Source organism: Ciceribacter ferrooxidans (genome assembly GCF_004137355.1).
Classification (GTDB): domain Bacteria; phylum Pseudomonadota; class Alphaproteobacteria; order Rhizobiales; family Rhizobiaceae; genus Allorhizobium; species Allorhizobium ferrooxidans.
This window is the reverse complement of record NZ_SDVB01000238.1, coordinates 744926-757326: the sequence shown is the minus strand read 5'-3', so window position 1 is coordinate 757326 and position 12401 is coordinate 744926. Positions and strand designations below refer to the sequence as shown.

Sequence of the window (12401 nt, the reverse complement as noted above, 5' to 3'; positions counted from 1 at the left end):
GCTCGCACTGGCAATGCCTGCTCGGCGCGTGAAGATCAAGCCCCGAACACCGACCAGCCGGTGCGCGAGGCAAGCATTTCGAGCGCGACGGTGCCGAGTGCGGAGTTTCCGACCTTGTTCAGTCCCGGAGACCAGACGGCGATCGACGCCTTGCCCGGCGCGATCGCCATGATGCCGCCGCCGACGCCGCTCTTGCCCGGCAGGCCGACATGGAAGGCGAAATCGCCCGAGCCGTCATAGTGGCCGCAGGTGAGCATCAGGGCGTTGATACGTCGCGCGCGCTTTTCCGACACCACGGAATAGCCGCCGATCGGGTCCGCACCGCGCGCCGCCAGAAAGAGCCCGGCCCGCGACAATTGCCGGCAGGTCATCGCAAGCGCGCATTGGTGAAAGTAAACTCCGAGAACATGATCAACATCATGCTGGAGGTTATTAAACGAACGCATGAAGTTGGCGAGGGCATAGTTGCGGTAGCCCGTCGCCGTTTCCGACTGCGCCACCGCCTTGTCGATGGTAATCGTGTCGTCATCGGCGAGCGAGCGGACGAAGCGCAGGAATTCGCCGATCGCCTCCTTCGGCTTGTAGCCGGCGAGGACGAGGTCGCAGACGACGATGGCGCCGGCATTGATGAAAGGATTACGGGGAATGCCGTGCTCATGCTCGAGTTGGACGATGGAGTTGAAGGCCGTGCCGGACGGCTCCCGCCCGACCCGGCGCCAGAGCGCCTCGCCGACCTTGCCGAGCGCCAGCGTCAGCATGAAGACCTTGGAAATGCTCTGGATGGAGAAAGGCACCGCGGCGTCGCCGGCCTCGTAAACCTTGCCGTCAACCGTGGTCACCGCGATCCCGAACTGGTGCGGGTCCACCTTGGCAAGCTGGGGGATATAGTCCGCCACCTTGCCCTCGCCCCGTCGTTCCGCGAGTTCTGCGACAATCCCGTCGAGAAGTGCCTGAAGATCCATGAAGACAGTCCTCCTAACAAAAAAGCCGCCCCGAGGGACGGCTTTCCTGAATTCCGGATAGCACGCAATTAGCGCGAATAGAATTCGACGACCAGCTGCGGTTCCATGACGACCGGGTACGGAACGTCGGAGAGCGTCGGAACGCGGGCAAACGTCGCGACCATCTTGTTGTGGTCGACTTCGATGTAGTCCGGAACGTCACGCTCGGCGAGCTGGACCGATTCCAGAACCGTAACCAGCTGCTTGGACTTCTGGCGAACTTCGATGACGTCGCCGGCCTTGCAACGGTAGGAACCGATGTTGACGCGAACGCCGTTGACGGTAACGTGGCCGTGGTTGACGAACTGGCGGGCAGCCCAGACGGTCGGCACGAACTTCGCGCGGTAGACGATGGCGTCGAGGCGCGATTCCAGGAGGCCGATCAGGTTTTCACCGGTGTCGCCCTTGCGGCGGTTGGCTTCTTCGTAGACCGCGCGGAACTGCTTCTCGCGGATGTCGCCGTAGTAGCCCTTCAGCTTCTGCTTGGCGCGCAGCTGCACGCCGAAGTCGGAGAGCTTGCCCTTGCGGCGCTGGCCGTGCTGGCCCGGGCCGTATTCGCGGCGGTTGACCGGGGACTTCGGACGGCCCCAGATGTTCTCGCCCATGCGGCGGTCAATTTTGTACTTGGATGATGCGCGCTTGCTCATCGTATTTCCTTTCGACGTCTTCTTATGGCGGCGCCTTCCGGCCCCGCTCTGTTAGGAAACACGCCCTCCTCTGGATCGCCTTCCGGCTTCTCCTGACAGGCGGCTCACGTCAGCAACGGAGCAGCCACGGGACATGTCAAATGAAACACCGGGCGTCGCCACCCGGTGCTGGCGCTGTCTTTAGGGGGAAGTCGCGGAATTGTCAACAAGCACCCTGCAAACGCGGCCGAGTTTGCTTGGTTCTGTCTTTCCGGGACCATGGGGACGCCATTCGGCTCGTAGCCTTCGTTTTCCGTCGCCCGCCTCTTGAACACCTCCGGCCGGCTTCCCACCTCCATCCGCGGCACCGGGCCCCTCTGACGTGTATCGCCGGATCGACCGTGATGTCGGTGCTCTTCCAACCAACCTGATCCGGCATGGATTATGTCATGGATTTCCTATGGGTTGATTTCCAGGGCGCCGCCGTCTGGATGTGGCTCGCCTTCATTTCCGCCGTAATCGCTCTGCTCGCCCTCGACCTCGGCGTTCTTCACAGGAAGAGCCACGAGATCGGCATCAGGGAGAGCCTGCTGATGTCCGGCTTCTACATGACGCTCGGCATTCTCTTCTCCGGTTTCGTGTGGAGCCAGTTCGGCCAGCAGGCGAGCGTCGAATATCTGACCGGCTTCGTGATCGAAAAGAGCCTGGCGATGGACAATATTTTCGTCATCGCCATGATCTTCGGCTATTTCTCCATCCCGCGCGAATACCAGCACCGCGTCCTGCTCTACGGCATTCTCGGCGTGATCGTACTGCGCGGCATCATGATCGCCGCCGGTGCAGCCGTCGTCGAGAACTACGGCTGGGTTCTCTATCTCTTCGCCGCCTTCCTGATCATTACGGGCATCAAGATGCTGTTTTCGAGCAGCGAACCCTATGACGTGGAGAACAACCCGGTTCTGAAAGTGCTGCGCAAGCGTCTGCCCGTCACCGACGGGCTGCGTGGCGACAGGTTCTTCACCCGCGAAGCCGACCCGAAGACGGGCAGATTGAAAACCTATCTGACGCCGCTGATGCTGGCGCTGATCCTGATCGAGTTCGCCGACCTCGTCTTTGCCGTCGATTCGATCCCGGCGATCTTCGCGATCACCACCGACCCGTTCATCGTCTACACGTCGAACATCTTCGCGATCCTCGGCCTGCGGGCGCTCTACTTTGCGCTGGCCGCCCTCATCCATCGCTTCACCTATCTCAAATATGCGCTGTCGGTCGTGCTGATCTTCATCGGCTCGAAGATCTTCGTCGCCGATATGCTGGGGCTTGCCAAGATCCCGCCGGTGGTCTCACTGGGTGTCACCGTCGCGATCCTTGCTGCCGGCATTCTCGGCTCGCTCTGGGCAACCCGCGGCACGCCGGCATCCGCCAAGCCCGCCGAATAACATCCATCCTGCCAATCGCCGCGCCAGAACCTGCCGGCGCGGTCTTCTTTTCCCGAAACCGGCATTCCCGCGGCGTGACCGGCGCGCTAAGTTCGCCGTCACCTTCAGCCAGAATCGGATATCCGCCATGTCCCTTCCCCATGACACCGTTCTCGACCGCTTTCTCCGCTACGTCGTGATCGATACGCAGTCTGATCCGACCTCGCAGGCCCAACCCTCTACGGAAAAGCAGAAAGACCTCGGTCGGCTTCTGGAGCAGGAGCTGAAAGCGCTCGGCCTCGACGACGCCCATCTCGACGAACACGGCAACGTCTATGCGACGATCCCGGCCAACACGGACAAGGATGTGCCGGCGATCTGCTTCTGCTCCCACATGGATACGGCCCCGGACTTTTCCGGCACCGGCGTCAAACCGCAGATCGTGAAGAACTACCAAGGCGGCGACATCCGCCTCGTCGGCGACACGAGCCAGGTCATCCGCGTTTCGGAACACCCGGACCTGAAGGATCAGATCGGCCATGACATCGTCACAACCGACGGCACGACGCTGCTCGGCGCCGACGACAAGGCGGGCGTCGCCGAAATCATGTCCGCAGCGCAGTTCCTCGTCCGAAATCCCGAGATACCGCACGGGCCGGTCAAGATCCTCTTCACCACCGACGAGGAGATCGGCCGCGGCGCCGACAAGGTGGACTTGGAAAAGCTCGGCGCGAAGTTCGGCTACACGATGGACGGCTCGACCGTCGGTGAGATCGAGAACGAGACCTTCTCGGCCGACGGCGTGACCATCACGGTCAAGGGCGTCGCGATCCATCCCGGCACCGCCAAGGGCAAGATGGAGAACGCCATCAAGATCGCCGTCGACATCATTGCCCGCCTGCCGAAAGACCAGGCGCCGGAGACGACCGAAGAGCGGCAGGGCTTCATCCATCCGGTCGGAGTCAACGCCTCGATGGAGGGCGCGGAACTGGGTTTCATCATCCGCGATTGCGAGGAAAAGGGCCTCGCCGAAAAGGAGACGCTCCTGAAGGCGATCACCGAGGAGGTCATGGCAAGCTATCCGGGCTCGACCTTCACCTTCACGGTCAAGGAACAGTACCGCAACATGAAGATCATCCTCGACCGCCATCCGGAGGTGATGGAAAACCTGCTGGAAGCGACCCGCCGCCTCGGGCTCGAGCCGAAGGTCACCAGCATCCGCGGCGGCACCGACGGTTCACGCCTTTCCTTCATGGGCCTGCCCTGCCCCAATATCTACACCGGCGGCCATGCCTATCATTCGCCGCTCGAATGGGTGAGCGTGCAGGATATGGAAACGGCAGTGAAGACGATCGTGGAACTGGTGAAGGTCTGGGAAGAGCGGGCCTGAGGGCCCGGAAGCTCCCAAGCCGGAAGAAGAGTAGGAGCTACTCCGCCGCGAAATGATCCGTCGGCGCCGGCTGGTCGTCCGCCGCATCGGCGCTTCCGGGCGCCGTTTCCGCCTCGAGGTCCGGGAAGGCGACGATGCGCTTGCCGGAAAAATCGGTGTGGACGACAACGAGCCCCTGCTCCTCGAAATAGCCGAGGAGCCTGCGGGCACGCCGCGCCGAATGGGTGCCGTAGGCCCGCGCGATCCTCAGGTCCGACGGGCAGGATTCCTTGCGGATCGCCGCCTTCGCCATCATCAGGAAGACGCCCTGCAGGTCCTCCGAAACACCTTCCGCCAGAGAAAGCGCCGCCTTCCAGGCGTCCGACGCCGCCGTTTCCGCGTCGACTCCCGAGCGTACCACGGCGACCCGTCGACGGAACTCGCCCATCGCCATCGGCGGACCGCCGATCCGGCGCATGCGGGCGCGGACGAGGAACTCCTGGTAGAGGACGGAATCGGTTCGGTAGGCGGCCTGCGGATCGTCGAGGATTTCGGCGAGTACAGCAGAGAGGCGCTCCTCCCGCTCCTCGGGCGACATTTCCAGGGCGCCGGGACGGCTTTCGGCCGCGACCGGGGTGGAGGCCGCAGGCGTCGCGCGCGACAGCTCGGCCAGAATATCCGTCGTCGGGCGCGGCTGCGGCGGCGCGCGGCGGACGATCGGGCGGGCGAGTTCCTCCGGGTCCGGCGTGAAGATCAGGTCTTCGACGTCCTGCGGCGCCTCCGGCAGCGGCATCAGCTTGGGGCTGGAGGAACGCGCGGAAGTCTCGACCGATCCGATGACGATCGGCAGCGGCCGGCGCGACATCGCCGGGCCGAGGGCGACGAAATTGCCGCGCTTCAGGTCGCGAAACATCTCCGCCTGCCGGCGGTCCATGCCGAGCAGGTCCGCGGCTCGTGCCATGTCGATATCGAGGAAGGTGCGCCCCATCAGGAAGTTCGAGGCTTCGGCCGCGACGTTCTTCGCAAGCTTCGCAAGGCGCTGCGTGGCGATCACCCCGGCGAGGCCGCGCTTGCGCCCGCGGCACATCAGGTTGGTCATGGCGCCGAGCGACATGCGCCGCGCATCCTCCGAGACGTCGCCGCCCATGGAGGGCGCAAACATCTGCGCTTCGTCGACGACGACGAGCACCGGATACCAGAACTCGCGGTCGGCATCGAACATGCCGTTGAGGAAGGCGGCAGCCGCGCGCATCTGCTGCTCGATTTCGAGCCCCTCCAGCGTCAGCACGCAGGAAACACGATGGCGGCGGATGCGGTCGGCGATGCCGGCAAGCTCGGCTTCGGTGCGCTCCCCGTCGACGACGAGATGGCCGTATTTATCCGAGAGCGTGACGAAGTCGCCCTCCGGATCAATGACGACCTGCTGCACCCACTGCGCCGACTGTTCGAGCAGGCGCCTCAAGAGATGCGACTTGCCGGAACCGGAATTGCCCTGCACCAGAAGACGGGTGGCGAGCAGCTCCTCGATATCGAGCTTGGCCGGCTGGCCGCCAGCCACCGTTCCCATATCGATCCCGACCTGCAACTTGCCTACCTCTCGTTTCGAATCACAAGCCCGGCCTTTCCGGCCCGGCACTCGTCCTGCCTACCTATCAAAGACCTCGGCGTATTTCGCCATTTCAATTGCGGAAACCCACAGGCAATGGAGGGCGGCCAGTCAGGTGAAATCGATCCTCACCCTGAAAGGCACCAAGGCGATCAGATCTCGCCCTGTTCCGCCGGAGCCACCAGCAGCTTGTCGATGCGCCGGCCGTCGAGGTCGATCACCTCGAAGCGCCAGCCGTCGGCGATGAAGCTCTCGCCGAGCTCGGGGATGTGCTTCAGCACGTCGATGACGAAACCGGCGACCGTCGTATAGTCTGGGTCCTCCTCCACGCGGACGCGCACATGATCGACGAATTCGTCGATCGGCATCCATCCGGAAACCAGGAAGGAACCGTCGTCGCGCTTGACGATCGCACGCTCCTCGGTCTCGTCCTCCAGGAAAGCACCCATGATCGCCTCCAGGATGTCGCCCGAGGTGATGATGCCTTCGAAATGGCCGTTCTCATCATAGACCAGCACCATGTGGGGCGGTGCCTTCCGCATCGCCTCGATGATGTCGATCGCGCTCGAGAAGTCGGAGACGATCGGTACTTCGGTGACGATCGACCGCAGGTCGAAATCCTCGCCTTCGGCGACGACGGCGTTGTAGAAATCCTTGACGAAAAGGACGCCGATGATTTCGTCCGAGGTGCCGTCGCGCACCGGCAGGCGCGAATGCTGGGTGTGGCGAAGATGCTCGCGGATTTCTTCGATGCTGTCTTCGAGATCGAGAACTTCGACGTCGCGACGCGGCGTCATCAGCCCGCGCGCGGTCCGGTCGGCCAGGCGCATGACACCGGAGATCATCGCCGATTCCTCGGTTTCGATGACACCGGCGCTCTGGGCCTCGGCGAGAACCGACTTGATCTCCTCGTCGGTCACCGTGCCGGCGGCCATCTCCTTCTGGCCGAGCAGGCTCAGGACCAGTCGGCCGGAATTATCGAGCAGCCAGACGAGCGGGGCGGAAATCTTCGAGAGGACCAGCATCGGACGGGCGATGCGGGCCGCCATGATTTCGGGATTGCGAAGGGCGATCTGCTTCGGCACGAGTTCGCCGATGATCAGCGACAGATAGGTAATGAGGACGACGACGGAGCCGACGCCGATGGCGTCCGAAAAAGCCGGGGAGATACCCTGCGACAAGAGCCAGTCCGAGAGCCGGCTACCGAGGGTCGCCCCCGAGAAGGCACCGGACAGCACCCCGACCAGCGTGATTCCGATCTGCACCGTCGACAGGAATCGGCCGGGCTCCTCGGAAAGCCGGATGGCGACCGTCGCGCCGTGATTGCCTTGCTCGGAGAGCACCTTGAGCCTTGCGGAGCGGGAGGAAACCACCGCCATTTCCGACATTGCGAGGACGCCGTTCAGGACGGTGAGCAAAATCACGATGATGATTTCTATGGCCAAGGCAGTTCGAGAGCTCCGTTGATCGACGCACCGCGAGGGCGCATCAGCGAACCACTAGCATATATTGAAGACGCTTTTCAAAATACCGTAGGAAAATTGAGCATTTCCGATGAAGGGCAAGTCTACGGACACTAAAAACTCCCGTCAGCAAGTCCTGAGACCAAACCCCTGCATCAGCCGCCGCGTGGAAAAATCGGGATTGCCGGAGGTGAAGACGGCGAAATCATGCTGTTCCGGGTGTTCCGCATCGAACGCCGGCGGTACGAGACGCCGGGCCTGGCGGGCGATCGCCTCCGCCGGATCCAGCCAGTCCACCGGCCACGGCGCCAATCGGCGGAAGATATTGGCGAGGAACGGATAGTGCGTGCAGGCGAGCACAACGATGTCGGTGCGCCGTCCGTCCATCTCGACGAAGCACGGCATGATCTCGTCGAGCACCAGGTCGTCCGCAATCGATTCGCCGCGGATATAGGCTTCTGCCATGCCCGCGAGATTCTGCGAGCCGACGAGCCGGACATGGCACTGGCCGGCGAAGGACTGGATGAGATCCCGGGTATAGGCGCGCTTGACGGTTCCCGGTGTCGCGAGCACCGAAACGAGGCCGGAACGGGTGCGCTCGGCCGCCGGCTTGATCGCCGGCACGGTGCCGATGAAGCGCATTTCGGGAAAGCGGGCGCGAAGATCGGCGCCGGCAAGCGTAAAGGCGGTATTGCAGGCGATGATCACCGCCTCAGGGTCGTAGGTGCCGAGCAGATCGGAGAAAAGATCGAGGATGCGGGCCTTGAGCGGTTCCTCTTCCCATCCGCCATAGGGGAAGCCGGCATCGTCGGCCACATAGATGAAGCCGCGTTCCGGCATCAGCACCCGCGCCTCCCGCAGCACGGTCAGGCCGCCAATGCCGGAATCGAATACGAGTACGGGCTTCAGTTCACGCGTCATCGCCGCCATCTTCGCCTGCCTGATTGACCGGCCCTGCACTCCCCCGTGGATTCAGGCGGGGGAACCGGTCGAGAGATGAGATCACCCCGCGGAACACGCTGATTTCCTGTGCGGTAAAGGCGCGGCGCGAGAGGACGGCGCGGAGGTTGTCGACCATTTTCGGCTTTTTTGCGGGAGGGCGGAAATAGCCGCGCGCGTCCAGTGCCTCCTCGATATGTTCGAATAGGCCCTGGACCTCCTCCTTCGTCGCCGGGCGCTGCTCGACCGGTTGGAAGGCGGTGACGGTCAGGTCGTCCATGCCGGATTTCATCCACTCGTAGGACATCAACAGCACGGCCTGTGCGATATTGAGCGACGCGAAAGCGGGATTGACCGGGAAGGTCACGATCTCGTCGGCAAGGGCCACTTCCTCGTTGCTGAGGCCGAAGCGCTCGCGCCCGAAGAGGATGCCGGTTCTCTCGCCGACGACGAACTTTTGCCGCAGGGTCTCAGCCGCGACCACGGGCGAGCGCACGGGCTTGAAACCGTATCGCTCGCGTGCCGTCGTCGCATAGACGAAGTTCAGGTCGGCGATCGCCTCTTCGAGCGTTTCGAAGACCCGCGTCGCGTCGATCACATGGTCGGCCTTCGATGCCGCCGAACGCGCCTTCTCGCTCGGCCAGCCGTCACGCGGGTTGACGAGGCGAAGCTCGGAGAGGCCGAAATTCGCCATCGCGCGCGCCACCATGCCGATGTTCTCGCCGAGTTGCGGCTCGACGAGAATGATCGCCGGCCCCTCTGCCAGAAGTTCGCGCTCGCTGTTGGTGCCTGCCATCTCATACCCTTCCAAGGAATTCGGCGTCTCCCTTGGCACAAAATCGGGCGGAGGCAAAGACGGCAGCTATTCGGGAGAGAAACGGCTCGTCAGCATGTCGTCGACATACCGCTTGGCAAGCGCCGCGAACTTCGCCTTGACCGAGGTCTCGAGCCGGCCGCCGTCGTAATCGCTGTTCCAGAAGTTGTCGATGACGTAGCGGCCGTTCTCCGATACCACGTGGACGGTCAGGGACGGCTGATCGAGGTGCGGATCGTTCCCCCAGCAGGACGAGACGTCGAAATAGACGTCGACCGGCGTCACCTTGTCCTTCGCCGGCCGCGGAACGATCTTCAGGTCCTTCATCTCGCAAGGGTCCTGGCTGACGACGACTTCGTCCTGGCCGGTCATTTCCCCTTGCAGATCGAGCAGCTGGTCGCCGAGCACTGCCATCCGATAGACCTGGGCGAAGCTCGCGCTGTAGATGGACGTCAGGAGAACCTCGTCGAAATAGTCACTCGCCTCGCTGTTGCCTTCGATGCCGTCGGCGACAGCCATCAGGGCGACGACCGGATCCCGCGGTTCGTTTGCGAAGGCGCTGGTCACGCTCGCGACGAGGAGGGTTGCAGTAAGAAAGACGGCCTTTCTCATTTCGCCAACTCCTGGAGCGAGATGCGCAGCGGCACGTCGTTCGCGAAATGGATGTCGTCGATCACGAAGTGCTTTTCGGCAGTCTCATCGCCCTCCTCGACCAGCCGATAGGTCACCTGGGTGACCTCTTCCTTGGTCTCGGCGTCACCCTCGTAGCACCAGCTGCGCTTGAAACTGACAAGCACCTCGGTGACGGCGCCCTTCGTCTCGGGCTTGCCATAGGTCACGTCCTTCGGCGCGCAACCGTCCTGACCGCCAATCACCGGGTCCCAGTCGATCAGGACCTGACTGTGCCCTTCCTTCTGCTTGAGCAGCGCCGTGGTGAACTCGCGAACGAAGCCGTCGCTGAAATACATGAGCAGCATGCCGGGCGCGAAATAGTCGGCGTAGACCGCGTTCGGACCGGGCTCGACGGCGGCATTGCTGGCCGCCATCTCCATCAGCACCTTGACCGGCTCGTCGGCGTCGGCGGCGAATGCCCCGCCGGCGAGCAACGACATGCATGTGGCAACAACAATCGTCTTCATTTCCAAGTCTCCCTGACCGACCGTCACTGGCCGGCAATATCCTTGAGCTCGTCCTTCAGGGACTTGCCCGACTGCCCGTCCTCGAGGCGGTACATGTCGTCGATGACCGTGCGTCCCTGCTCCTCGACCACATGGAAGATCAGGACGGTGTCCTCCTTGTAGGCGGGATCGTCCCCGAGGCACTTGCGGTTGTTGAAGAGCGCCGTCACCTGGCCTTCGCCATCGTCCTCGACGCGGATATTCTCGAAGGCGCAGCCCTCCTGGCCGCCGGCGATCGGATCGTAGTCGAACGGGCTCCCGGTCGTCTCACCCTCCGGCGGATCGTAGGCAGGGTGCTTCGACGCCTCGCGATAGACGTTCGCGAAGTCGGCGCTGAAAAGCTGGCCGAGACGCTCGTTGTCGAAGACGTCGTTTGCAGTCGGACTGGTCTCCGACCAGTTCCCAGCGGCAACCTCGATGACGGTCTTGACCGGCACTGTCGGATCGGCGGCGAACGCAGCGACAGGTGCGCCAACCAGCGAGGCCAGCAGGAGAAAGGATCTCGGCGTTTTCATCGAAGGTGTTTCCGCGGAAAGAAAGGTCCGGGCACTCTATCTCGGGGGCAAGAAACGGCAATCGGCGGAGCGGTCCAAATTGCGCGATATATCCGTCCAACTTTGGTGATAAAAACCCTCACATTCGCAGGCCCGCGCCTTTGCCTGACGAGCGTGCAATGCTATAGCGCTCCGGATTTTCGCTTTAACCACCCTCAGGATTTCGATCCGCAGCGCTCAAGAGGCATTCATGAAGAAGATCAAGGTTGCAAATCCGGTCGTCGATCTCGACGGCGACGAGATGACCCGCATCATCTGGCAGTTCATCAAAGAAAAGCTGATCCTGCCCTACCTCGATCTGCAGATCGAATATTACGACCTCTCGGTCGAGAACCGCGACGCCACCAACGACCAGGTCACGATCGATTCCGCCAACGCCATCAAGAAGCACGGCGTCGGCATCAAGTGCGCGACGATCACCCCGGACGAAGCCCGCGTGAAGGAATTCGGCCTCAAGGAAATGTGGAAGAGCCCGAACGGCACCATCCGCAACATTCTGGGCGGCGTCATCTTCCGCGAGCCGATCATCTGCAAGAACGTGCCGCGTCTCGTTCCGGGCTGGACCAAGCCGATCGTCGTCGGCCGTCACGCCTTCGGCGACCAGTACAAGGCGACCGACTTCAAGTTCCCCGGCAAGGGCACGCTGACCATCAAGTTCGTCGGCGAAGACGGCCAGGTGATCGAGAAGGAAGTCTATCAGGCGCCCGGCGCCGGCGTCGCCATGGCGATGTACAACCTCGACGAGTCGATCCGCGATTTCGCCCGCGCCTCGATGATGTACGGCCTGATGCGCAAGTGGCCGGTCTACCTGTCGACCAAGAACACCATCCTCAAGGCCTATGACGGCCGCTTCAAGGACATCTTCGAAGAGGTCTACCAGAACGAGTTCAAGGCACAGTTCGACGAAGCCGGCATCATCTACGAACACCGCCTGATCGACGACATGGTCGCATCGGCGCTCAAGTGGTCCGGCGGCTATGTCTGGGCCTGCAAGAACTACGACGGCGACGTGCAGTCCGACACGGTTGCGCAGGGCTTCGGCTCGCTCGGCCTGATGACCTCGGTGCTGCTGACCCCCGACGGCAAGACGGTGGAAGCCGAAGCCGCGCACGGCACGGTCACCCGCCACTACCGCCAGCACCAGAAGGGCCAGGAAACTTCGACGAACTCGATCGCCTCGATCTTCGCCTGGACCCGCGGCCTCGCACACCGCGCCAAGCTCGACGACAATGCCGAGTTGGCCCGTTTCGCGACGACGCTCGAAAAGGTCTGCGTCGACACCGTCGAAAGCGGCTTCATGACCAAGGACCTGGCACTGCTGATCGGCCCCGACCAGCCGTGGCTCTCCACGACCGCCTTCCTCGACAAGGTCGACGAGAACCTGCAGAAGGCCATGGCCGCCTGAGCCATCGGCAACCGACAATGACGAAAAC

At 62.8% G+C, this 12401-nt stretch carries 12 protein-coding genes; 3 read left to right on the top strand and 9 right to left on the bottom strand.

Annotated features, from left to right (window positions below):
* Positions 1-35 precede the first annotated feature (35 nt).
* Positions 36-962, bottom strand: a complete 927-nt coding sequence (locus EUU22_RS14570) for a glutaminase (RefSeq protein ID WP_129332689.1) — start codon at positions 960-962, stop codon at positions 36-38.
* Positions 963-1030: 68 nt separating this feature from the next.
* Entirely contained in the window at positions 1031-1648 is a 618-nt protein-coding gene (gene rpsD, locus EUU22_RS14565) for a 30S ribosomal protein S4 (RefSeq protein WP_129332688.1), read from the bottom strand.
* Between the two features lie 428 nt (positions 1649-2076).
* Between rpsD and EUU22_RS14560 the strand changes: the two genes are divergently transcribed.
* A complete protein-coding gene (locus tag EUU22_RS14560; RefSeq protein ID WP_129332687.1) occupies positions 2077-3066 on the top strand; it encodes a TerC family protein in 990 nt (329 codons plus the stop codon).
* Positions 3067-3193: 127 nt separating this feature from the next.
* Entirely contained in the window at positions 3194-4435 is a 1242-nt protein-coding gene (gene pepT, locus EUU22_RS14555) for a peptidase T (RefSeq protein WP_129332686.1), read from the top strand.
* A 37-nt stretch (positions 4436-4472) separates the two neighbouring features.
* On the opposite strand, the gene EUU22_RS14550 is transcribed toward pepT, so the two are convergent.
* The 7 genes from EUU22_RS14550 to EUU22_RS14520 all read right to left on the bottom strand — a co-directional run bounded on the left by EUU22_RS14550 (position 4473) and on the right by EUU22_RS14520 (position 10929).
* Positions 4473-5999: a helicase HerA domain-containing protein gene (locus EUU22_RS14550; protein WP_129332685.1), complete on the bottom strand. Its 1527-nt coding sequence runs from the start codon at positions 5997-5999 to the stop codon at positions 4473-4475.
* A 173-nt stretch (positions 6000-6172) separates the two neighbouring features.
* Entirely contained in the window at positions 6173-7465 is a 1293-nt protein-coding gene (locus EUU22_RS14545) for a hemolysin family protein (RefSeq protein WP_129332684.1), read from the bottom strand.
* Positions 7466-7609: 144 nt separating this feature from the next.
* Positions 7610-8413: a glutamate racemase gene (gene murI, locus EUU22_RS14540; RefSeq protein ID WP_129332683.1), complete on the bottom strand. Its 804-nt coding sequence runs from the start codon at positions 8411-8413 to the stop codon at positions 7610-7612.
* Complete coding sequence (locus EUU22_RS14535) at positions 8394-9218, bottom strand: RNA methyltransferase (RefSeq protein ID WP_129332682.1); 825 nt, start codon at positions 9216-9218, stop codon at positions 8394-8396. Before EUU22_RS14535 ends, murI begins: the two co-directional genes overlap by 20 nt.
* A 66-nt stretch (positions 9219-9284) precedes the next feature.
* Positions 9285-9848, bottom strand: coding sequence for a hypothetical protein (locus EUU22_RS14530; RefSeq protein ID WP_129332681.1), 564 nt, complete (start codon positions 9846-9848; stop codon positions 9285-9287).
* Positions 9845-10375, bottom strand: a complete 531-nt coding sequence (locus tag EUU22_RS14525; protein WP_129332680.1) for a hypothetical protein — start codon at positions 10373-10375, stop codon at positions 9845-9847. Before EUU22_RS14525 ends, EUU22_RS14530 begins: the two co-directional genes overlap by 4 nt.
* A 23-nt stretch (positions 10376-10398) precedes the next feature.
* Complete coding sequence (locus EUU22_RS14520) at positions 10399-10929, bottom strand: hypothetical protein (protein WP_129332679.1); 531 nt, start codon at positions 10927-10929, stop codon at positions 10399-10401.
* A 229-nt stretch (positions 10930-11158) separates the two neighbouring features.
* Here EUU22_RS14520 and EUU22_RS14515 point away from each other — a divergent pair, with 229 nt between their 5' ends.
* On the top strand, positions 11159-12373 hold the full coding sequence (locus tag EUU22_RS14515; protein WP_129332678.1) for an NADP-dependent isocitrate dehydrogenase: 1215 nt from the start codon (positions 11159-11161) through the stop codon (positions 12371-12373).
* Positions 12374-12401: the final 28 nt, after the last annotated feature.